The organism is Paractinoplanes brasiliensis (genome assembly GCF_004362215.1).
GTDB classification, from domain to species: domain Bacteria; phylum Actinomycetota; class Actinomycetes; order Mycobacteriales; family Micromonosporaceae; genus Actinoplanes; species Actinoplanes brasiliensis.
In genome coordinates this window covers 6,466,918-6,487,732 of record NZ_SNWR01000001.1, presented here as the reverse complement: position 1 = coordinate 6,487,732, position 20,815 = coordinate 6,466,918, and the positions used below count along the sequence as shown (strand labels likewise).

Here is a 20,815-nt window from a genome sequence, read left to right as displayed (position 1 = left end):
ACGGCATCTCGTCCGTCAGAGAACGGCGGAGAGCGACACCACGAACCTACGAAGGACACGGCGTGACGACTTGGCCCTTGGCGGTGCCGGAGACGGTGGCCGCGCTGATCGGGATCACCGTCCTGATCATGGCGGCCTCCGTCCTGGCGGTGCGGCGTCACCGCCGGTTGCAGCGGCAAGTGATCGGCGAGGCGCTCGAGGGCATGGCCGATCGCCTGGCCGCCGGGCCGGCCGCGGCGGCCCGGGAGCAGCGTGCGATCGCGGTGGCTCTGGCCGACCAGCATCGGGTGGCTGCCCGGGTGGACGACGAGATCCGGCCGCACATCCTCAGCGGCCCCGCGAAGCCGGGAACGACGCGGCCGGCCGGCGGCCGGCCGATCGACCACATCGCCGCCGCCGTCGACGATCTGCGAGCCATCGGCCGGCGCCGGGGCGAGACCGGGGCGACGCCCCCGGTGCGGGGCTCGGCGCTCGGACCGGTTCCGGACCTGGAGTCCTCGCCGGAACTCCAGGAGGTCTGCGAGGCGATGCTCACCACCCTCACCGACCGGATCCGGCAGGCCAACGCCGTCGTGCTGATGGCGGTGGCGCTGGAGGTCGGCGATGAGAAGGCGCGCGCCCGCGTCGCCGGCTCGCTGCGCGACGCCGACGTCCGGCGGCAGGAGGCCGAGGCGCTGGCCGGCAAGGGACGGCTGGTGGCGGCCGTGCACCGGATCGCGCACGCCGAGACGCCGGTGCCGGAGGGCGGCGTGCCCGGCGAGGCCACCCGGCGGGACGTGCTGCGCCAGGCCTCGGCGCTGCGCCTGATCGCGGCCGGGCACGCGGCCGAACTGCTCGGCTGGCTGGCCGATGCCCGGACCCGATGCGCTCCGGAGAAAGGTGGAAGTGCGGCATGAGATGGCGGCGACAGCGCACCCCGGCGGCGAACCCGCCCGAGCCGATCCCGTACGCGGCCGGCGACCGCAGGACCGACATCCGGCGTGGCCGGCGCGACGGGCGCAAGCGCATCCCCTCGTTCACCACGCTGACCGAGCACGTCGAGGCGGCGGCCCGGGTCAGCACCCCGTACCAGGAAGAACTGAGTCACGCCGGGATGTACCGCATCAACGAGCAGCACCGGCTGTTCCTCAACCGGATCACCGAGATCCGGGACGAGATCGCCCGGCTGCGCGGCGCCCTCGAGACCGATCTCGATCTGGTCGAACGGGCCCGGACAGCCCTGGCCGAGAGCCGGGCCGAGCTGACCGAGTCCGAGCTGCGGCCCCGCAACTATCAGGAGTTGCCGCTGGCCGGAACGCCGGTGCTGCTCGGCCGCCGGGCCGCGATGCGCGAACAGCGGATCGCCGTCGCCCGGGAGGAACTGGCCCGCCGCGAGGCGTCGGTGGACAGCCGCCGGCAGGCGATCACCACGGCGACCGCCCGCATCGACCACGAGTTCACGCTGGCCCAGGCCCGTGCGCGCCGCCTGGCCGACTACTACGTGCTGCGCATCGCGTCGTACTGGGACGCGGTGGTGCAGACCCATCCCGAGGGCCGCAACCTCTCGACGGCACTGCCGATCGTCTCCCTGACGCTTCCCCCGTGGGTCGACGCGACCTGCCAGGACGGCGTCATCACCCTTCCGGCCCCGGCCGGTATGCCACCCGCCGAGGGAGTGACGCGATGAGGATCCCGCTGATTCCGCGGTGGAACCGCCGCCCGCGCATGCCCCGCCCGCTGCGGCACGCCATGGCCGAGCTCGAACGGCTGTCCCGCGAACCGGTCGACTACACCATCGACCTCACGCCGATCGCCGAGGGGCTGCGCGCCCGCATCAGCCACGCCCCCGACCCGGAGGACGCGCGGTTCCGGCAGGCCGTGGACGACTACATCCGCCACTCGATCGACGAGATCAAGGCGGGCCTGCACGCCCGGCACGACGGCTACATGGACCGGTTCGACCGGCTCGAGGTCATGGTCAAGCCGTACCTGGACAGGGCTCGCACCATGTCGCACAACACGCGCAACCAGCTGTCCCACATGGACGCGGCGGTGACCAACGCCCTCGACCAGCTGAGCGATCCCGAGACACCGATCTACGACCCCCGTGAGAACGACCCGCCGAGGGAGCCCCGGCCATGATCGAGCCCACCGCACAGCAGTCCCGCCGCGTCATCCACGGTGACATCTCGCAGATCGCGGGGCGTTCGTGGACGCACGGCCTGTTCTGGGTGGTCCTGCTGGCCGCCGGCGGCGTCGACGTGGTGACCTTCTATCAGGTGCTGATCCTCGTCCTGAACGTCCCGCCGCTGATGGTGACGATCGCGGTCGCGGGGTTCGCCCTGGTCGCGCTGACCCTGGCCCACTACGCCGGGCTCCAGGCCCGCGCCACGATCAACCCGCGCAACATCACCGGCTCGAAGACGCTGGCGCTGGTGCTGGGCGGCACCTGGGCGTTGCTCGGCCTGACCGCCTTCGTCGTCCGGCTGGTTCTGGAACCGGCCGGCGGAAGTGCCGGCGCCTCGACCTTCACCACGGAGAGCGGCGCCGTCACCGACGACCTCGGCACCGGCGGATCGGCCACCCCGGTGTACCTGTCCGCGCTGCTCTTCCTGGTGCTGTACATCGCGACCGGGGTGGTGGCAAGCCTGGCCGGCTACTTCCGCCAGGAACCGGCCGCCCGTCAGTTCGGCCGGGCGGCCACGAAGCGGACCACGGCGGCCACCAAACATGCCGACACGCACTGGGAGCTCTCGCAGGCCGAACAGGTGTGGGTGGCGATCAGCCGGGCGCGTGAGCGTCGCGAGGCCGCGATGGCGCAGGTCGACCGGCAGTTCGAGGCCACCGCGAACCGGCTCCGGGCGGACGCCGAGCTGATCATCGCGAACAACCGGAACGCGGCCCGCGCGGTCGCTCCGGCCGGATCGGACGACCCGACGGTGCCGATCCCTCTCCCGTCCGTTGCATACCCCCACCACCACCCCATCAGCGTCGGCCGGCGACGGACGACTGAAGAGGAGGCACAGTGAAGTACCGGATCCGTGGCCTGCTGGCGGCATCGACGATGGCCGCGGGCTCGTTCGTCAGCTGCGACGGCGACGGGGTCTTCCCCCCGGAGCCGGTGGCGATCGAGTGCCCGGCCGAGGCCGGGCAGGCCGTCACCCTGGTCGTCGGCGCCCGTGCGAACAGCCCGGCCCCCGGCCTGCCCGACGAGGTCGAGGGCCTTGTCCGCGAGGCCGCCAAGAACTCGAAGAAGGTGCAGGTCGTCCGCGTCGACGGCGAGCCGACGGTGGCGTTGACCGCCGCCTTCAAGACCGACGGCCAGAACGCCACTATCCGGGATCGCGACCTGCGGAGCTTCCTGGACCAGGCCGACGGGTTCGTCAAGACCCTGAAGCCCAAGCAGCCCCAGGCGGACGTGCTCACCGCACTGACCGTGGCGGCGCGGACCACGCCGGAGAACGGCACCGTCGTGCTGATGGACTCGGGCATCCCGACGACCGGGCCGCTCAGCTTCACGAACTCGGAGATGTTCACCGCCCGGCCGAAGGACGTCGTCGAGTTCCTCGCCTCCGAGAAGCTGATGCCCGACCTGGACAAGCGGTCCGTCGTGCTGGTGGGGCTGGGTGACACCGCCGACCCGCAACCGTCCCTGCCGGAGAACCTGCACAAGCAGGTCACCGAGCTGTGGACGACGATCGCCGACGAGGCCGGCGCGAAGTGCGTGCACGCGCTCAAGCCGGCGGCGTCGCGCACGTCGGTCCCGACCGACGTGCCGGTCACCGTGGTCGCCCTGCCGAAACCGCCCGTCTTCCCCGAATGCGGCACGACCGTGCTCACCGACAACAGCCCGGTGGGTTTCACCGTCAACACGGCCGACTTCCGCGATCCCAAGGGCGCCAAGGCCACGCTGAAACAGCTGGCGAACCGGATGGCCGGGCACTCGCAGCGGGTCCAGCTCATCGGCACCACCTCCAGCGAGGGCAGCACGGCGTCCAACCAGGACCTCTCCGAGCTCCGGGCCGAAGCGGTCAAGGACGTCCTGATCGACCTCGGGGTGGCGCGGTCCCGCATCAGCGCGAGCGGCGCCGGCGAGCGTTACCCGGGACGGGTGCGCGACACCACCGCCGCGGGAGCTCTCATCCCCAGCGCCGCCGTCCGCAACCGCTCGGTGGTGGTCAAGCTGTCCTGTGACGGTTGATGCCGCGATGACGTATCCGGCACCCGAGGCCGACGCGCCCGTCACCGTGCTCGACCCCGGCCGGCGCCGGCCCGACGACGGCGACATCACCCTGCTGGACCCGGGCCGGAGCCGGCCCGCGGTCCCGGAGGGGCTGCCGCCGGCCCTCCATGCGCGCTTCACTGTGCTCCGCCGGCTGGACCGAACCGGCGCCGAGGCGGATGTGTACCTCGTCCAGGAGCGGGCCAGCGGCGCCGAGCGGGTGCTGAAGCTCTATCGAGGCCCGGGACCGGAGCCCGCGGTGCGCACGTTCCTGGCGAACAAGCAGAGCCGGCACGTCGTGACGGTCACCGAGGCCGGGACGGCCGACGACCGTGGCTACGAGGTCATGGAGCACCTGGCCGGCGGGAGCCTGGCCGAGCTGCGGCACGACGACCCGGCCCGGCTCGGCGCGGAGGCGCTGACCGGGCTCGTCCGGCAGCTCACCGACGCGCTGACCGAGGTGCACGCGAACGGGATCGTGCACCGCGACGTCAAGCCGGCGAACATTCTGGTGCGCCGGCTGGCCCCGCTCGAGGTCGCGCTGATCGACTTCGGCATCAGCCTGCACGCGCCGATCGACCGGTCGGTGACCGACGCCTCGGGGACGGTGCGGTACATGCCGCCCGAGTACGTCAGCGGGCAGCTCGTCACTACGGCGTTCGACTGGTGGTCGCTGGGGATCAGCGTGCTCGAGCTGGCCACCGGGCAGCCGTTCCTGGACGGGCTGGACGACGTCCTGATCCGGGTCGAGATCACCTCCGGGCCGGTCAGCACCGAGGCGGTCGTCGACCCGCGTCTGCGCCTGCTCTGCCGGGGCCTGCTGGCCCAGAGCCTGGACGACCGCTGGGGCGCCGAGCAGGTGACCGAGTGGCTCGACGGCGGTTCCCCGGACGTGCCGACCGGGTACGCCGCTCCGGCCGGCGCCGCGGAGGCCGAGGTCGAGGCGGAGCAGCCCTACCCGTACGCCGACACGGAGTACCGCAACCGGGTGCTGCTGGCCGTGGCCATGACGGCGAACTGGGAGCACACCGCGCAGCTGCTGTTCGGCGACGACCCGGAACCGCTGCGCGCGCTGAACACGTGGCGCGAGCAGTTCCCGCCGGACCCGGAATACACCGATGCCCCCGGCGAGCCCGCCAACGTCCGCCTGCTGCGCCTGCTGCGTTCGATGGCGCCGATGCTCCCGCCGATCTATCGCGGGGTGAACGTCGTCCGCACCACGCTGCCGGCGATCGCCCGGGGCGCGTTCACCAACGACGGCAACCTCCCGGCGATCGTACGGGACCTGTGGCGGTTCGAGTTGCTGCCGCTGCTCGCCACCGGCCGGGCCGGAGCGGGCCTCACCGGCGGCGACGGGCTCGACGAGGTCGACCGGCAGTGGCGCCTGCGCCGGCGGCAGTGGCACGAGGCGGCCCGCGGGATCGAGGACCCGCAGGTGCGCACGCAGCTGGAGGGCGCCGGCGGGGCACGCACGCGGGCCTTGGCGTTGAGCTTGTGGGCGACGGTGGCGGACGACAACACGCGCGCCGAGATCCGGCGGGCCCGGGCGGAGGAGGCACGCCGTTTCCGGCTGCCGTGGTTCTCCGGCCTGCTGGAACGGCCGGACGGCATGTGGCTCGCCTACCTGGTCCGCGACCACGCCGAGGAGCGCGCCGAGGAACAGCTGGCCGCCGCCCGGCGGCGCGCCTGGCTGAATCGCAACCGGCGGTTCCGGGAGTGGTCGCGCCGGCAGAACCGGCCGGTGGCGCTCTCCTGGGCGGTCGCCGGGGTCTTCCTGATGATCGCGTTGTGCGCGGTCCTCATCGGGGTCAGCGACGCCGTCGCCCCCGCCTCGGACAGCGCGGTGCTGAACGCGTGGGTCGCCACGATGTTCGCCGGCCTCGCCGCGCTCACCGCCGAGGCGGTGCTGGCCTGGGAGATCGGCGGCCGGTTCCACCCCCGCTACTCGACCCTGGGGGCCGCGTTCATCGCGCTGGGCCGGGCGGCCCGGTCGGTCGCCGGGCGCGGGATCGCCGTCGCCGTGCTCCTCGGGGTGCTGGCGGTAGCCGCGGTGCTGACCGCGTACCAGCCGATGGTCACGCCGCTGCTGGGTGGGCTCGGGATCGTGAGCTGGGCCGTGCCCCGCTTCATGCGCTGGCGCACCGACCAGGAGCACGAGCGGGCCGAGGCGGACCGCGGCGCCCAGGAGCTGCTGGCCGCCCGCGCCACCTGATCACCCGGTGGCCCGGGGCCTGTCCGTCAGTGTCCCGATGAGGAGGAACGATGAGTGCTGGTGGAGTTGTGGTCCTGCCGATGACCGCGGTGCTGGCCGCGGGGGCCGTTGTCGTGCTCACGGCGGCCGCCGCGGCCGCGCTGACCGTCTGGGCCGTGAACCAGGCGGCCGAGGCGGCGCTGCGCGCGCTGGGCCGAGTGGGTCAGGAACTCGAGAACGAGGCCGAACGGCAGAGCCGGGCCGAGATCGCCGCGATGCGCTGGCCGCACATCGCGGCCGAGGTGGTGGAGGTGAACGCCCGGATCCGGATGCTGGCCGCGCGGGCGAGCCGGACCGGTGTGGTGGTCGCGGTTCCCGCGCCGCTGAGCCTCGACGGGTGCACCGAGCAGGAAGCGGTGCAGTGGACCGCGCGGGCCCGGGTGCTGCTGAGCGCTGCCAACGACGCGCTCGCCACCGCGCGCTCCGCGACCGAGCGGGAAAGGCTGACCGCCGCCCTGCCCGCGACGGTCTCGGCGCTGCCGGACACCGCGGAGGCGCTGAGCCGTCTGCAGGCCACGCTGCGGAACCGCCCGGCCGCGCCCTCCCCCACGCCCACCCGCTCCCCCGGCCGCGGCCCGGATGTCGACGCGATCGTGCGGACGCTCGACGAGGACGCGAACGAGAACGACCGGTTCGAGGTGCTGGAGGCGGCCGCCAAGGCTCGTACGGGTGGGTCCGCTTTCACCCGCCAGCTCCAGATGAAGGTGGCCGAGGTGAACGGCCGGGCGGGCCGGCGGCGTCTGGCCGCGCAGCTCGCCGGCGTGCTGGAGGAGCCGGTGGTGGTCCGCACCCCGCCGCCCGCGCCCTGGACCGGGACGGCCGCCAAACTCCGTGCCGTCGTGGCCGGCGACGCCGACCTCACACCCGAGTTGCTCGAGGAGGGCGCCGGCGCGGCCCGCTGGGCGGAGGGTGTGGTCCGCGCGAACTTCGTCCGGGAGGCGGTCAGCCAGTGCCTGGCCGATCAGGGTTACACCGTCGACGGCAGCTCCGACCTGCATCTGACCCGCACCGACTGGCAGGGTGAACACTCCGCCGAGGTCTGGATCGACGAGAACAACGTTGTGCACGGCCGGGTGGTCCGCGACCACGACGTCGACGGCGACGAGGCGGTCATGCGCGACCGCGACCGCTGCGACGACTTCAACGCCGACCTGGCCGAGCTGGCCCACCGGCTCGACGCCGAGGTGGTCATCGACCACGGGCACGTGCCGCAACGCCGCGCCGCGACCGCCCCCGAGACCCATGTCCAGCAGCTCCGCGCACGGGAGGCCCGATGACCACCGCACCGCTCCTGCCCGGCTTCCCGGCCTTCGTCAACGAGCTGGCCGGCACGCTCGCCGTGCATTCGCAGTTCGTGCTGCACGGCAATCTGCGGGACCTGTTCCTGATGGAACCGCCGGGGCGGCCGGCCCGGCCGGTGGCGATGCTGCCGCTGCTCTGGGCGGCCCTCTCCCCGCGGGGTTACTCCTGCCTGGTCTGCTACGACCCGGTCGACGGCGTCGCGGTCTTCCCGCCCCAGCCGGTGCCGGTCGAGGCGGCCCAGCGGCTGCTGGGCAACCGGGTCATCGGGCGGCGGCCGTCGCTGGAACGACTCCGCACCCACCTCGCGAAGGTCGTCGGCGTCGCCGAGCAGCCTCCGGCGGAAGGCGGCGCCGCCGGTCCGGGCCCGGCTGAGCCCGCGCCCGGCCCTCGGCATCAGGCCGCCGCTCCGGCCAAACGCGACCCGACGGTCCGGCCGCCGGTACGGGCCGCGTTCGTCATCGACTACGCGGCCCGGATCACCCGGGTTCCCGGTCAGCTCGACCCGGCGGAGCGCGACTTCTTCCTGTATTGCCAGAAGCTGGCCTTCACTGCCGAGCCGTTCGAGACCGGGACGGTGCCGGGCGAGCGGTACAACCCGATCATCTGGCTGACCGAGGGCGAACGTGACCTGCCGGCCTGGCTGACCTCCGGGGTGGAGCCGATCCGGACGATCGCGGTCGGCATGCCGACGCTCGGCGACCGGGAACGGCTGGCCGAGGTGGTCACGCCGATGTTGCCACCCGCCCGGAGCGCCGTGAGCGCCGCCCCCGCCGCCGAGTTCGCGAAGCTCACCGAGGGCATGACGCTGCGGGCGATGACCGAGGTGGTGCGGCTCTCCCGGGACCGCGGCCTCGGCGCCGACCAGATCCCCGACGCGGTCCGCGCCTACAAGCTCGGTGTCACCGACAACCCGTGGCGGCACGACAGCGTGAAGAAACACATCACCGAGGGCGAGCAGGTCATCTCCGACCGGATCGTCGGTCAGCCCCGGGCGACGAAGAAGACGCTGGACATCCTCAAACGCGCCGCGCTCGGGCTGTCCGGCGCCCAGGCGACTAGCTCCGTGTCCCGACCCCGGGGTGTGCTGTTCTTCGCCGGGCCGACCGGCGTCGGCAAGACGGAGATGGCCAAGCAGATCGCCGAGTTGCTGTTCGGCGACGTCAACGCCTACCTGCGGTTCGACATGAGCGAGTTCGCGGCGGATCACGCGGCCGACCGGCTCACCGGCGCGCCTCCCGGCTACGTGGGTTTCGAGGCCGGCGGCGAGCTGACCGGCGCGGTCCGGCGCAACCCTTTCCAGGTCGTGCTGTTCGACGAGATCGAGAAGGCGAACAAGTCGGTGCTGGACAAGTTCCTGCAGATCCTGGAGGACGGCCGGCTCACCGACGGGCAGGGCATCACCACGCACTTCTCCGAATGCGTCCTGATCTTCACGTCGAACCTCGGCATCATCACCACCGACAAGGCGACCGGGGAACGGGTCCAGCAGGTCTACCCGGGCATGCCCTACCCCGACCTCGAGGCGACGGTCAAGGCCGCGGTGCGGGAGCACTTCACCGTCACGCTGGAACGCCCGGAGCTGCTCAACCGGCTGGGTGACAACATCGTCGTCTTCAACTTCATCGACAAGGACGCGGCCGCAACGATCTTCGAACTGCAGCTGAGCAACGTCGTCCGGACCGTCGAACGCGAGCTGCAGATGTCGCTCCGCCTGACCGACCACGCCCGCGAGCAGCTGCGCGAGGCCTGCACGATCGACACCCCGAACGGCGGCCGCGGCATCGGCAACCTGCTGGAGAGCAACCTCATCAACCCGCTCGCGCGCGAGCTGTTCGACCTGGACGCCCCGCCCGGCTCGAGCGTGGAGGTCATTGCCGCCTATCCCGCCACCGCCACCGCCGGGCCACGGCTCGAGGCCAGGGTGGCCACGGGCGGGCGGGGGTGGTGAGCCAGGTCTGCCCCCGGTGCGGTCCCGGCCGTTTGTTCGACGACGACACCGGGATGTGCCCGACCCACATCGTGCCGGTCGAGCCGTACGCCGGGGAGACGACGACGGGGTTCGAGCCCGAGCCGGATCTCGAGCCGGAACCGATGCCGCAGCCGGAAGAGGACCGGTCGGCCTGCTGGAACTGCGGCACGCCGGTGCCCCACCCCGGCAACACGGAATGCCTCAATCCCGAGTGCCGCAGATCGCTGACGCCGCCCGTGCTGGTGGTCCGGTTCCCCACCGGCCAGGTCGAGCTCGGCCGGGACGCCCGCGTCGAGCTGGGCCGGCGCGGCCCGCACGCCGCGCTCTTCGGGTCGTATCCGAACGTGTCCCGCCATCACGCGGTCGTCGGGACCGATCCGAACGGCCGCGCCTGGATAGAGCCTGTGCCCACCCCGAACGGCACCTTTCTCGACGGCATCGAGATCCCCGCCTCCGAGCGCCGGTTGCTGCGCCCGGAAACCCGGGTCCGCTTCGCCCTGCACGCCGAGGGAGTCGTCCACGTCTATTCCCGTCAGGAAGCCAGACCATGACCTTCTTCCAGCGCCTGATCGAACGGTGGTGGTCGTTGTGGGCCATCGCCGGCGGCCTCGTCATGACCCGCGCGACACCCCTGCCGCGGCCCCAGGTCGACCCGCGGATCTCCGCGGCCGAGCTGACCGCCGAGGCGGAGCGCCAGGGTGCCGCGGACGCCGAGGCCATGATGTTCGACCACTGGTCGTTCGGCGGCCCGGACGACCCGCCGTCCGAGGACTTCGACCCCGACTACGTCCGTGAGCTGCGCAAACGCCGGGACGCGGCGCTGGCCTCGCTGCGGGCCGCCCAGCAGCACACCCAGGAGCGGATCGCGGCGGCCCAGGCCCGGCGCGACGAGTCGCAGGCCCGGATGGACGACGCCCGGGCGCGCATGGCCGGGCTCGCCACCCAGGACGCCGCGGCCGAGGCCCGCGCCGCCGCCGACCTCGACGGCGTGCTCGACCCGATCGAGCAGCCGCATGAGGGCGACCGTACGCCGTGGGAGGGTGAGTCGATCCCGCTGCGGCTGATCTGGCGGGTGCTGATCCTCGGCGTCCTCGTCGCGGCCGAGGCGGTCGTGCAGTTCGCCGTCTTCGACTACTTCCTCGGCGACGTGCCGCAGCAGGGCGCCCTGATCCGCTGGATGACGCTGCTGACGTCGGCGGTCATCGTGCTCGGCCCGTTCCTGTCCGGCACGCTGCTGCGCAGCCGGAACGCCACCGGCGGGGAGCGGCACGGCTGGTACGCGGCGGCCGTGCTCGTGGCGAGCTGGTTGTTCGTGGTCGTCGTGCTCGGCCTGCTGCGTGGCCGGGTGCTGGAGGAGAACCTCACCCGCCCCGAGCAGGTCGCCGTGACACCGCTGACGGTGATCCTGATGTTCGTGGCGCTGATGCTGGTGGTCGGCGCGATGGCGTTCATGCTCGGCCTGGCGCGGCGCCATCCGTTCCAGGAGGCGTACGTCCGCAATCGCACCCAGCGCAACCGGGTCGACCTGCTGATGCGCACGATGGCCACCCGGCTGAACCCGGCGTACCTGTCGCCGCCCACTCCGGACGGCCCGCCCGGCGGTGACCCGGAGGTGCAGGAACGAGCCATCCGGGACGCGTACGGGGCCGCCGAGGACGCCTACTTCGCCGCGCTCGCCCGGTCCGTGGGCGACCCGACCTTCACCGAGGCCGTTCAGCACCGGCGCGGCCTGCAGGTACGGCGATGACCGGCGAGACGCTGCGCGTCGCGCGGACCCACTTCCCGGTCAGCGCGCTCGGCCCCGGCCGGCGGTTCGGTGTCTGGGTGCAGGGCTGCCCGCTGGCCTGCAAGGGCTGCATGTCGCTGGACACCTGGGATCCGGGCGGCGGCCTCGAGGTGCCGGTGGACCGGCTGGCCGCCCAGTGGCGGCAGGCCCTCGATCAGGGGGCCGACGGCCTGACCATCAGCGGCGGCGAACCGCTGGCCCAGCCCGGCCCGCTCGCCGTCTTTCTCGAGGAGGTCCACCGCCTCCGCGCCGGGACGACCGGCGAACCCGACATCCTGCTGTTCACCGGCCACACCCCCGAGGAGCTCGACGCTCACCAGCAGCTCGCCGCCTCGTACGCGGATGTCCTGGTGACCGGGCGGTACGAAGCCGGCCGGCCGACCCGCCTGGTGTGGCGCGGCTCGGCCAACCAGCAGATGGTCCTCCGGTCCGAGCTGGGCCGCCGCCGCTACGCGCCCTACCTCGACTGGGAACCGGAGCAACCGCCGCTGCAGGTCCGCGCGGACGAGCACGGCGTGTGGATCGTCGGTGTGCCCCGGCTCGGAACCCTGTCCCGGCTCGACGGGGACTTGCGCCGCCGCGGATTGCCGGCCGAGGCGGTCACCTGGCGTCCCTGTCCGTCAGAACACGGTAAGCGGCGCAGGAGCGCCGATTCGCACGACAACGGAGAGACCTCATGACGACGGTAGTCAACTTCCGCAACGCCCTGGACGGCAACAACCAGCCGGTCGAGGTGCAGCCCGGGCAGACGGTGCAGCAGGCGGTGGAGGCCAGCGGTCTCATCGCGGCCGGCAACCAGTTCAGCGTCCGGGACAAGGACGGTCAGGTCGTCGACAACCGCGAGGCCACCGATTTCGCCGGGCTGACCCTGTCGGTGGGCCTGCCCGGCGACGAGGTCCGCGGTGGTTCCGCCGGCCGGGTCTGACCGTGGACAAGTACGCACGACAGCAGGCGCTCGTGGCCCAGGACGTGCTGGCCGACGCGTCCGTCGAGGTGGCCGGCACGGGTCCCGCCCTCACCTGTTTGCTGCAGTGCCTGGCGATGCTGGGCGTCGCCACCCGGCACGGCGCCATCCATCTGCGGGACGCGGCTCGCCCGGCCACCCCGGCCGACGTCTCCGGCCAGTTCCTGCTGCGGCCGGACGACGTCGGCACGGACCTCGGCGCCGCGCTCGTCCGCCGGATGCACGACCTCGACCCGGCGGTGAACGTCACTGCGGAGGGGGCGCCGCTGCATCGGGCGCTGACCGTGGCCGTCCCGGGAGCCGGCGAGCTGGCCGGAATCGACGCCCGCGGACCGGTGGACATCTGGGGTCAGGTGCACGCCACCTCCCTGTCGGTGGGCCCCGAACCTGGCCCGGACGGCCCCGCCGCACCCAACGTGCTGACCGCGGCCCTGGCCTGCGTCTGCGGTGGGCTCCTGGCCCAGGCGGTGATCGCCGGGCTGGGGGCGCTGGTCAGCGGTCCCGCGGTGCTGTCGGGGTGGACCGAGGAACGGTTGTGGCTGCGCCAGCCCGGCATCGGCCGGTACGCGGCGGGCACCGGGCTCGACGCGCCCGACCTGCATGCGGTGCTGGGCGTCGCCGCGGGCCCGGCCGTCGCCGCCGGCTTCCGCATCCTCCGCGACGGCGCCCCGGTGGACGCCCGCATCACGATGATCATCGACGACGACACCGTGGTGGTCAGCCTGCCTGCGCGGGCCACGACGGCCGGCGTCACCGTCCGGCCGAACCGGCTGCCGGCCCGGCCCGCGCCCGCGCTGAGCTGGTCGCCGTTCGCCGGACCGGACGTCGCCGTGCCCGGCCGCCTGCCGGCTTCCCGGGTCGTGATGGTCGGCGCCGGCGCCCTCGGCAGCTGGGCCGGCGCCGCCCTGGCCGCCACGCCCGCCGACGACCTCGACCTGTGCGTGGTCGACATGGACGGCGAGGTGGAACGGCACAACCTCAACCGGCAGGTGCTCTACACCCACGCCGACATCGGCCGGCCCAAGGCGCAACGGGCCGCGGAACGGCTCGCCGCGATCAACCCGGAGATCACCGTCACCGGGATCCAGACCGTCATCGACGTGCACGGGCGCGACCAGCTGCTCGGCGACGAGGTGCTGCTCGACGTGGACCCGGCCGTCGCCGAGCAGCGGCGACGCATCGACCGGCTCGGTTCGGCCCTGCGCTCCGCCGACGCGGTGCTGTCCTGCCCGGACAACCAGCAGACCCGGTGGGTGCTGAACTGCCTGACCGAGCGGCTCGGCATCGCCTGGGTGAACGGCGCCGTCGACGGGTTCGTCGGCCGGGTGCACGTGTGCGACCCGAAGGACAACGGCCGCTGCGTCGTCTGCTGGCTGGGCCGATCCGTGGCGCTCGACCCGGTCCGGCTCTCCTGCACCGACGTGACCGGTCCGGTGCCGGTGCCGTCCATCGCCACCGGCGCGGCGATCATCGGCGGGATCCAGGCCGCGACGCTGATCGCCGAGCTCACCGGCAACGCCGCCGCCGTGGCCCGGTTCCACGCCTGGAACGGCATCGACGGGGTCCTGGCCGGCTATCGCGCGGCCGACCGTGACCCGGGGGAATGCCCCGCCCACCTGCTAGAGGCCACACCCACCGAGGAGCTGAGCATCCGTGTCCATTCCGATCAGCAGCGCTGACTTCCGCCGGGCGACCGGCATGTTCCCCAGCCTCCAGCCGCTGGCCACCAGCGGCAACCTCATCACCGCCATAGCGGTGGTCATCGGCGGGATCTCCGGCAGCAAACGCAGCGACCGCGTTCCGGTCTCGTACCGCGTGCTGGCCTCGGTGCGGAGCTTGGAGACCGCCCTCCCGCCGATCTGGATAGCGTCCCCGGAGGACTCGCGGATCAAGCACAGGAACATCTACCGCGCGAGGGAGGTGTGCCCGTTCAACGGCAGGAAGATGCCCACGCTCTGCTGGGGCGACACCCCGAAGGCGTGGCGCGGCACGGCCACCGCCGAGCGCGGGCTGGCCAATCTTCTGGAGGCCGTGCGCCAGGTCCTCGCCAATGTGAATCCCGACAGCCCGGCCAGATGACATGGGCGTCACCGACGCGGCGGTGCGGCGCCTGGCCGCGAGCGGCTATCCCGACCTCGGGGTGATCGCCCGCGGTGTCACACCGCCGCCACGACGGTCCGGGCGGACCACGACCGAACCGCCCGGGCCGGTGATGGCCATCCGCCTGAGCGTGACCGGCATCCGCGGCGGCCGGGACCCGGACAGGTTAGTCCGTTGCCCCTACCTGCTGATCGTCGACGTCTCGAATCTGGGCGCCGCCATCCCTCCGGCCTGGGTCCGCTCCCCGGCCGACCGGGACATCCGGCACGTCAACATCTGGCCGTCGGCCAAGCACTACTGCCCCTGGGCCGGTAGCCCGCTGCCCAGCCTCTGCTGGAACACCTTCGCGGCCGGTTGGCTGCAGGCGCCGCCGTCACAACGGACGCTCGGCAACGCCCTGGAATACGCCAAGCAACTCCTGAACGTGGAGAACCATGTCAGCCCAGCCAGATAGCTTCTCTCATCCCGGGCCGCGAACGGCCGGCGTACTCATCTGGGCCGTCTACTTCGTCGCGCTCGCCGCCACGTACGTGGTGGCCGGCCGTCGCGGCGACACGTCCGGTCAGCAGGCCGCCGCCTGGGGCCTCTCCATCGCCGTTGCCCTCGCCGTCATCGGCCTGCCCGTGCTCACCGCCAGCTGGGCGCAGGCCGACCCGGCCGCCCTGCGCCTGGGCTACGGCCTCTGCCTGCTCGGCACCGCCCTGCTGATCGCCGTCGCGATGAGCCTCACCCTGGCCCGGCAGCCGATCGGCGCCTGGCTGCTGCTGCCTCCGCTCGCCGCCGGCCCGCTGCTGGCGGTCTCCCTCCACCGCGGGCCCCGCCGCCGGCGATGGCGGTGGGTGAAACCGGCGCGTACCGGCTCGCCCGCCCTGCTGCGGCCGGGCTGGGAGGACCGGCTCGGGCAGGCCGAGCTCGCCGTCGCGCTCGACGAGGGCTTCTGGGCGGAGGCGCGGCGCAACCTCAACCCACGAGCGTACGAACAGGGTGGCGTCGCGCTGCTCGTTCGGACGCCCGGAACCCTGCTGGTGTTCGGCGCGGTCTTCCCCGCTCAGCGCCACGCCAACGCCGTGGCCTGCGAGTTCCCCTCGGCCGAGGTCGATCGGGTGCGTCACGCCATCAACGCGGTCGCGCCGGCCATCGGCGTCCGGGGCGACACCATCGTCGTCACCTGGGTCCACACCCATCCGCGGCTCGGCGTGTTCCTGTCCGGCACCGACCACGCCACGTCGCAGCGCTGGCGGGCGCTCGACCCCAACTTCACCCCGATCGTCATCGACATCAGCCAGGCCGCGCTCTCCGAGGCGATCGGCGTGTTCAACGGCGAGGGCCGCAAGATCCTGCCGATGAACACCGCGACGGGTCTGGTCGGCCGGAATGCTCTCGCCCGGCTGCGGACGGCGCTGGACGGCGCGTACGCCGACGCCGGCGCCGAGCCCCCGCTGATCCTGCTGGGCGACGCCGCGCCGAAGGGAGCGTTGTCTCGTGCAACCCGGCGATGAGAGGCCTCGGGTCCAGTTCGAACCCGGGCTCGCCCGGACCCTGGTCGCGTTCCTCCGGCAGCTGGGACCGGTGGAACGAGGCGGGGTGCTGCTCGGCCGCCGCGACGAGGGAACGACCCAGGTGTCGTTGGCGGTCTTCCCACCTCAGCTCGCGCACGCGTCGAGCCACTGCGCGTTCGCGGTGAACGCGATCGAGATCCTGCACAACGCCTCGGACACGATCGAGGCGGACGGCGTGCTGCGGCCGGTCGAAAAGATCGTCGGCTGGGTACACACCCACCCGAGGATCGGGCTGTACCTGTCCAACACCGACGTCACCACGTTCGCCGCCTGGACGCAGCTCGACCCGGCCGCCGTCGCCGTGGTGGTCGACCCGTACCAGCCGGGTGACGACGTCGACCGGATCGGGTGGTGGTCCGCGCCGGACCGGGACGCGCCGGTGGAGCCGGGACCGCGCACGGCCGACCGGCAGTCGATCCGCGAGGTCGAGCCGGCCCCGGAGGACACGTTGAGCTGGACGGGGTCGGCGCAGCTGGCCGAGGCCGTGGAACGGGAGGGCAACGGCGGGTGCTGGGAGATCGTCAGCACCACCGGTGTGCACAGCATCTTCCCCGCGCCCCAGGTGGAGGCCGTGCCCCCATCCGAGGCCGCAGCCGAACCCGACGTCTTGACCGAACCCGACGTCGCGCCCGAATCCGACGTCACGCCCGAATCCAACGTCGCGTCCGAATCCCAGGTCGCGGACGAATCCGACGTCGCCGCCGAATCCGGAATCGGGCCCGATTCGAAGGTCGTGGACGAGGAGGCGGGATGAGACATCCTCTGTCAACCTCAAGCAGCCTGTTTGAGGGCGTGGGTGCGGTGGGCGGTATGGACGGCTTCGTCGTAGCGCACGTTCAGGCGCAGGCAGTGCCAGAGGATCTCCAGCCAGCGGTTGCCGAGGGCACGCAGGGCAGCGTTGTGACTCTTGCCTTTGGCGATCTTGGCGTCGTAGAAGGCGCGGGCCCAGCCGGATTGCTGCAGGCTGCAGAAGGCCCATTGATGTACGGCGTTGCCGAGGTAGCGGTTGTAGGCCAGGCGGCGGGCGATGACGAACTCGCTGCGTCCGGAGCGTCTCGTGACCGGGGCGGTCCCGGCATAGCATTGCAGGGCGTTGGGTGTGGTGAACTGCTCGACGTGTTCGCCGATTTCACCGGCGACCCTGGCGGCGAGACGATCACCCAGGCCAGGCATGCTCAGGTAGATCTCGCCGCCAGGGAACGCGTTCCCCGGCCGGGGCTCCTTCGGCTGCTTCGCCCGGCCGACACGCGGGCTTCCCAGAAGCAGCTCACCCATCCGCCGCTGCCAGACCCGGCGTTGCTCGCGCAGCAGCAACAGTTGCGCGGCGGCCAGCCGGATGCTGCCGGCCTTCGCCCGGGCCAGCTCCGGGCGCACCGCAAGCCGCGGGCTGTTCAGGGCAGCTATGACCCGTTCGGCGAACCGGTCGGGCCAGCCGTGCCGGTTGGCGCGGGCCAGGGCTTCGACGGCGTCACGGCCGGCGGCGGCCAGCTCGGTGTGGCTGGGCCAGCGCTCGAGCAGGCGCAGGAACACTGCCGCGCCCAGGTCGCCGTCGGCGATGTCGATCGCGGCGGGGAACACCGCGAGCAGGTCGGCGCGCAGCCGGTTACCCAGGCGCCGTTCGTCGCGGGCGGCCCGGTCGTCGTCACGAGCAATGGCCCGCAGCTCCGCGCCGAGCTCGCCGTGCGGGATCAGTTTGCGCAGCTCGACAAAGGGGTCGAGGGCCAGCAGGCAGCAGATCCGTGCGTCTTCGGCGTCGTCTTTCTTCTTGGCCGGGCCGCGGCGGCGGGCGACCAGGTCCGGGTTGACCGGCAGCACGGTGAACCCGGCATCGAGCAGGGCCTCGACCAGCAGCCCGTGCCGGGTTTCCAGCACGACCCGGACCTCGGCCGGGTCGGTTTCCAGGGCCAGGCAGCGGGCGACCAGCCGGGCCACCCCTTCGGGGCCGTGGTCGATGCGGAACTGTTCGATTACCCCCTTGCCCGGCACGCCCAACGCGACGTCATGGTGGTCCTCGGCCCAGTCCAGACCGACTCCCAGCACGGCAACCTCCTTCCAACTCGCAGGTCAGGTGCGGTGGAGGCGCGGCGTCGTGCTGATGGACCAGTCCTCACGGGACAACATCCTCGAAGGCGTCAGACCTCCACCGGTCACCTCCGAGGACGCCGTCTCATGTCAGTCCTCGAGGGACAAGCACCCAAAGCGTTCCTCGGAGGCTCCCGATGACGAAAGAAGGTACTGCCATCAGCACCGCGATCGTGCAGGGCGCCGGCGCGGACACCATCTACGGCAGCTGCCTGGCCAGCATCCCCGGCCTGGCAGCCGGCAGCCCCGTACGGATCGCGTCGGCCGGCGCGACCATCTTCTGCCGGCTCGCCTGGGACCTCACCAACCGGCTGGCCCACACCGAACGGGTGCTGCTGGACCGCTGGCAGTCCGCCGCTCTCGGTGTCGCCGACGGCGAGCGGGTTGACGTGACCCCGCTCGACGCCGGACAGGTCCGGCCGGCCGACGAGGCCGACGTGCGCCTGGACAGCTGGACCGGGTCCGACCCGGACACGAGCACCGGCCTCAGCGAGTTCCTCCGCAACGGCCACTACCTGCTGTATCCCGGCCTGCGCTTCGCCCACCAGCCCCTCGGCTCGGAGGGCCGGGGCGAGTACACGGTCGTGTCGGTGCGCGTGGCCGGCGTGCCGGTCGAGGTCGCGTCGATGAGCGACCGGCTGGAGATCAGCGTACGGCGGGCTCCCGGCGTGGCGGGCCGCGCTCTCGGATACGAGGACATCGGCGGCCTCGACCACGCCATCGCGCTGCTGCGCCGCGAGGTCGAGCTGCCGCTGCGGCGCCGGACCGACCTGGCCGCCCTCGGTGTGACCGCCCCCTCCGGCGTCCTGATCTACGGCCCGCCCGGCACCGGCAAGACGCTCCTCGCCCGCACCGTCGCGGCGACCAGCGGCGCCCGGACGACCATGCTCAGCGGTTCGGAGCTGGCCGCGAAACAGCCGGCGGAGGCCGAGGCGGAACTGCGGGCGGCCTTCGCCGCCGAGACCGGCTCGTCGCACCTGGTGATCCTGGACGACCTCGACTACATCGCCGGCGACCGGTCCCTGCCCGGCTCGTTCCCGCCGCTGCTCAGCGTCCTGCAACAGCTGCTCGACGCGCCCGACCGGCCGATCGTCATCGCGACCACGACACGTCGCGACCACATCGACCCGGCGATCCGGCGGCTCGGCCGCATCGGGCATCAGGTCGGGGTCGCCGCGCCGAGCGAGGAGGAGCGTCGCGCCATCCTGACCGTGCACAACCGTAACCTGGCGTTGTCTTTCGGGGAGCCGCAACGAGCGGAGCTCAACGCCGACCTGGCCCGCCGGACGGCCGGTTTCGTCGGCGCCGACCTGGAGGCCCTGTGCGACGAGGCCGGCCGGGTCGCGCTTCGCCGCGCCTTTCCCGCCGAGGAACTGGAGTCCGCCACTCCGACGGCGCGGGCCCCGCTGCAGATCCAGCCCGGCGACTGGGAGGAGGCTCTGACGCTCGTGTCGCCGTCGGCCATCGGCAGCGTGGTGTCGGAGGTCCCGTCGACCACGTTCGCCGACATCGCCGGCCTGGACCGGACCGCCGCCGAGCTGAGCGAGCGCCTGGTGCTGCCGCTCTCGCGGCCGCAGGTCTTCGCCGAGGCCGGGCTGCGCATGGAGCGCGGCGTCCTGCTGTACGGCCCGCCCGGAACCGGCAAGACGCTGCTGGCCCGCGCGGTCGCGCACGAATGCGGCGCGCGGTTCATCGCCGTACGGGGCCCGGAGCTGCTGACCAAGTGGTTCGGCGAGTCCGAGCAGGCGGTGCGGGACCTGTTCGCCCGCGCGCGTTCGGTGGCGCCGTGCGTGGTCTTCTTCGACGAGATCGAGGCCGTCGCCCGGCGGCGCAGCGGCGGCGCGACCGACGGCGGCGCGGGTGACCGGGTGGTGAACCAGCTGCTGGCCGAGATGGACGGCATGGTCGACCTCGGGCAGGTCTCGATCATCGGCGCGACCAACAACCCCGACGCCATCGACCCGGCCATCCTGCGCCCGGGGCGGCTGGGGCTGCACATCGAGGTGCCTCTGCCCGACCGGGCGGGCCGGACCGCGCTGTTCGCCATGTACCTGGGAAGCGACGAGCTCGCCGAGCGGTACGGGACGTACGCCTCGATGACCGAGGGGAGCTCCGCCGCCGAGGTCGCGATGATCGCCCGCGAGGCCCGGCTCGGCGCGCTGCGGCGGGTCGGTTTCGCCCACGCCGAGCCGGTCACCGACGAGGACGTGCTAGCCGGGATCCGCCGCCGGCCCGGTGACCGGTCACCGACGGCCCGGATCGCTTCGTAGAGATGGAAAGCCCAGCTCACCGCGGCGATGGCTCCAGGATTTCGACGCGGGTTGCGGTCAGCAGGGGGTCCTTGGTGGCGTGGAACCGTTTGACGTGCTCGGCCGTCTCGTGTGCCTCGAAAGCGTCGCGGTCGCGGTACACCTCGTAGAAGACGCGGGCCAGCGGCTCCCCCGCCACGGCGTGCGTGGTGTAGGTGAGCGTGCCCGGCTCCTTGGCCGCGATCTCGCGTACGACGTCGACGGTCAGCTCGTCGAACCGCTGCGCCGCGGCCAGGTCACGGCAATCAAAGCGAACCACCAGTGCGAACATGCCTCAAACGGTAGTGGGTTT

At 72.7% G+C, this 20,815-nt stretch carries 20 protein-coding genes; 18 read left to right on the top strand and 2 right to left on the bottom strand.

Going from position 1 to position 20,815, the window contains the following annotated elements:
• Positions 1–62 precede the first annotated feature (62 nt).
• The 17 genes from C8E87_RS29220 to C8E87_RS29140 are packed head-to-tail and all read left to right on the top strand — an operon-like array spanning position 63 to position 16,886.
• Entirely contained in the window at positions 63–896 is an 834-nt protein-coding gene (locus tag C8E87_RS29220) for a hypothetical protein (RefSeq protein ID WP_133876051.1), read from the top strand.
• Positions 893–1,666 carry a hypothetical protein gene (locus C8E87_RS29215; RefSeq protein WP_133876050.1) on the top strand — a complete coding sequence of 258 codons (774 nt, stop codon included), beginning with the start codon at positions 893–895 and terminating at the stop codon, positions 1,664–1,666. Before C8E87_RS29220 ends, C8E87_RS29215 begins: the two co-directional genes overlap by 4 nt.
• Entirely contained in the window at positions 1,663–2,121 is a 459-nt protein-coding gene (locus C8E87_RS29210) for a hypothetical protein (RefSeq protein WP_133876049.1), read from the top strand. The genes C8E87_RS29215 and C8E87_RS29210 overlap by 4 nt, the downstream gene beginning before the upstream one ends.
• The gene (locus tag C8E87_RS29205; protein WP_133876048.1) at positions 2,118–3,008 is read left to right on the top strand and encodes a hypothetical protein; all 891 of its coding nucleotides are present in this window, start codon (positions 2,118–2,120) and stop codon (positions 3,006–3,008) included. Before C8E87_RS29210 ends, C8E87_RS29205 begins: the two co-directional genes overlap by 4 nt.
• Entirely contained in the window at positions 3,005–4,180 is a 1,176-nt protein-coding gene (locus tag C8E87_RS29200; protein WP_133876047.1) for an OmpA family protein, read from the top strand. Before C8E87_RS29205 ends, C8E87_RS29200 begins: the two co-directional genes overlap by 4 nt.
• 7 nt (positions 4,181–4,187) lie before the next feature.
• Entirely contained in the window at positions 4,188–6,413 is a 2,226-nt protein-coding gene (locus C8E87_RS29195) for a protein kinase domain-containing protein (protein ID WP_133876046.1), read from the top strand.
• Between the two features lie 50 nt (positions 6,414–6,463).
• Positions 6,464–7,729 (top strand): serine/threonine-protein kinase, encoded by a 1,266-nt coding sequence (locus C8E87_RS29190; RefSeq protein ID WP_133876045.1) that lies wholly within the window; start codon positions 6,464–6,466, stop codon positions 7,727–7,729.
• Positions 7,726–9,702 carry an AAA family ATPase gene (locus C8E87_RS29185; protein ID WP_133876044.1) on the top strand — a complete coding sequence of 659 codons (1,977 nt, stop codon included), beginning with the start codon at positions 7,726–7,728 and terminating at the stop codon, positions 9,700–9,702. The genes C8E87_RS29190 and C8E87_RS29185 overlap by 4 nt, the downstream gene beginning before the upstream one ends.
• Before the next feature lie 32 nt (positions 9,703–9,734).
• Positions 9,735–10,274 (top strand): FHA domain-containing protein, encoded by a 540-nt coding sequence (locus C8E87_RS29180; RefSeq protein WP_133876043.1) that lies wholly within the window; start codon positions 9,735–9,737, stop codon positions 10,272–10,274.
• Complete coding sequence (locus tag C8E87_RS29175) at positions 10,271–11,470, top strand: hypothetical protein (protein WP_133876042.1); 1,200 nt, start codon at positions 10,271–10,273, stop codon at positions 11,468–11,470. The genes C8E87_RS29180 and C8E87_RS29175 overlap by 4 nt, the downstream gene beginning before the upstream one ends.
• Entirely contained in the window at positions 11,467–12,189 is a 723-nt protein-coding gene (locus C8E87_RS29170) for a 4Fe-4S single cluster domain-containing protein (protein WP_133876041.1), read from the top strand. Before C8E87_RS29175 ends, C8E87_RS29170 begins: the two co-directional genes overlap by 4 nt.
• Positions 12,186–12,434: a hypothetical protein gene (locus C8E87_RS29165; protein WP_133876040.1), complete on the top strand. Its 249-nt coding sequence runs from the start codon at positions 12,186–12,188 to the stop codon at positions 12,432–12,434. Before C8E87_RS29170 ends, C8E87_RS29165 begins: the two co-directional genes overlap by 4 nt.
• Positions 12,435–12,436: 2 nt before the next feature.
• The gene (locus C8E87_RS29160; protein ID WP_133876039.1) at positions 12,437–14,152 is read left to right on the top strand and encodes a ThiF family adenylyltransferase; all 1,716 of its coding nucleotides are present in this window, start codon (positions 12,437–12,439) and stop codon (positions 14,150–14,152) included.
• Positions 14,127–14,552, top strand: coding sequence for a hypothetical protein (locus C8E87_RS29155; RefSeq protein ID WP_133876038.1), 426 nt, complete (start codon positions 14,127–14,129; stop codon positions 14,550–14,552). Before C8E87_RS29160 ends, C8E87_RS29155 begins: the two co-directional genes overlap by 26 nt.
• A gap of 1 nt (position 14,553) precedes the next feature.
• Complete coding sequence (locus C8E87_RS29150; RefSeq protein ID WP_133876037.1) at positions 14,554–15,027, top strand: hypothetical protein; 474 nt, start codon at positions 14,554–14,556, stop codon at positions 15,025–15,027.
• Positions 15,008–16,072, top strand: coding sequence for a hypothetical protein (locus C8E87_RS29145; RefSeq protein ID WP_133876036.1), 1,065 nt, complete (start codon positions 15,008–15,010; stop codon positions 16,070–16,072). Before C8E87_RS29150 ends, C8E87_RS29145 begins: the two co-directional genes overlap by 20 nt.
• On the top strand, positions 16,056–16,886 hold the full coding sequence (locus tag C8E87_RS29140) for a Mov34/MPN/PAD-1 family protein (protein ID WP_133876035.1): 831 nt from the start codon (positions 16,056–16,058) through the stop codon (positions 16,884–16,886). Before C8E87_RS29145 ends, C8E87_RS29140 begins: the two co-directional genes overlap by 17 nt.
• Positions 16,887–16,903: 17 nt before the next feature.
• On the opposite strand, the gene C8E87_RS29135 is transcribed toward C8E87_RS29140, so the two are convergent.
• On the bottom strand, positions 16,904–18,172 hold the full coding sequence (locus C8E87_RS29135) for an IS110 family transposase (RefSeq protein WP_133872118.1): 1,269 nt from the start codon (positions 18,170–18,172) through the stop codon (positions 16,904–16,906).
• Between the two features lie 179 nt (positions 18,173–18,351).
• Here C8E87_RS29135 and C8E87_RS29130 point away from each other — a divergent pair, with 179 nt between their 5' ends.
• The gene (locus tag C8E87_RS29130) at positions 18,352–20,484 is read left to right on the top strand and encodes an AAA family ATPase (protein ID WP_133876034.1); all 2,133 of its coding nucleotides are present in this window, start codon (positions 18,352–18,354) and stop codon (positions 20,482–20,484) included.
• A 16-nt stretch (positions 20,485–20,500) separates the two neighbouring features.
• Here C8E87_RS29130 and C8E87_RS29125 read toward each other — a convergent pair whose 3' ends face one another.
• A complete protein-coding gene (locus tag C8E87_RS29125; RefSeq protein WP_133876033.1) occupies positions 20,501–20,794 on the bottom strand; it encodes a putative quinol monooxygenase in 294 nt (97 codons plus the stop codon).
• Positions 20,795–20,815: the final 21 nt, after the last annotated feature.

Excerpts from the sequence above, each read along its gene's own strand:
- C8E87_RS29215 (WP_133876050.1), top strand. The coding sequence starts at position 893 with ATGAGATGGCGGCGACAGCGCACCCCGGCGGCGAACCCGCCCGAGCCG.
- C8E87_RS29210 (WP_133876049.1), top strand. The coding sequence starts at position 1,663 with ATGAGGATCCCGCTGATTCCGCGGTGGAACCGCCGCCCGCGCATGCCC.
- C8E87_RS29205 (WP_133876048.1), top strand. The coding sequence starts at position 2,118 with ATGATCGAGCCCACCGCACAGCAGTCCCGCCGCGTCATCCACGGTGAC.
- C8E87_RS29195 (WP_133876046.1), top strand. The coding sequence starts at position 4,188 with ATGACGTATCCGGCACCCGAGGCCGACGCGCCCGTCACCGTGCTCGAC.
- C8E87_RS29190 (WP_133876045.1), top strand. The coding sequence starts at position 6,464 with ATGAGTGCTGGTGGAGTTGTGGTCCTGCCGATGACCGCGGTGCTGGCC.
- C8E87_RS29185 (WP_133876044.1), top strand. The coding sequence starts at position 7,726 with ATGACCACCGCACCGCTCCTGCCCGGCTTCCCGGCCTTCGTCAACGAG.
- C8E87_RS29175 (WP_133876042.1), top strand. The coding sequence starts at position 10,271 with ATGACCTTCTTCCAGCGCCTGATCGAACGGTGGTGGTCGTTGTGGGCC.
- C8E87_RS29170 (WP_133876041.1), top strand. The coding sequence starts at position 11,467 with ATGACCGGCGAGACGCTGCGCGTCGCGCGGACCCACTTCCCGGTCAGC.
- C8E87_RS29165 (WP_133876040.1), top strand. The coding sequence starts at position 12,186 with ATGACGACGGTAGTCAACTTCCGCAACGCCCTGGACGGCAACAACCAG.
- C8E87_RS29150 (WP_133876037.1), top strand. The coding sequence starts at position 14,554 with ATGGGCGTCACCGACGCGGCGGTGCGGCGCCTGGCCGCGAGCGGCTAT.
- C8E87_RS29145 (WP_133876036.1), top strand. The coding sequence starts at position 15,008 with ATGTCAGCCCAGCCAGATAGCTTCTCTCATCCCGGGCCGCGAACGGCC.
- C8E87_RS29130 (WP_133876034.1), top strand. The coding sequence starts at position 18,352 with ATGACGAAAGAAGGTACTGCCATCAGCACCGCGATCGTGCAGGGCGCC.
- C8E87_RS29125 (WP_133876033.1), bottom strand. The coding sequence starts at position 20,794 with ATGTTCGCACTGGTGGTTCGCTTTGATTGCCGTGACCTGGCCGCGGCG.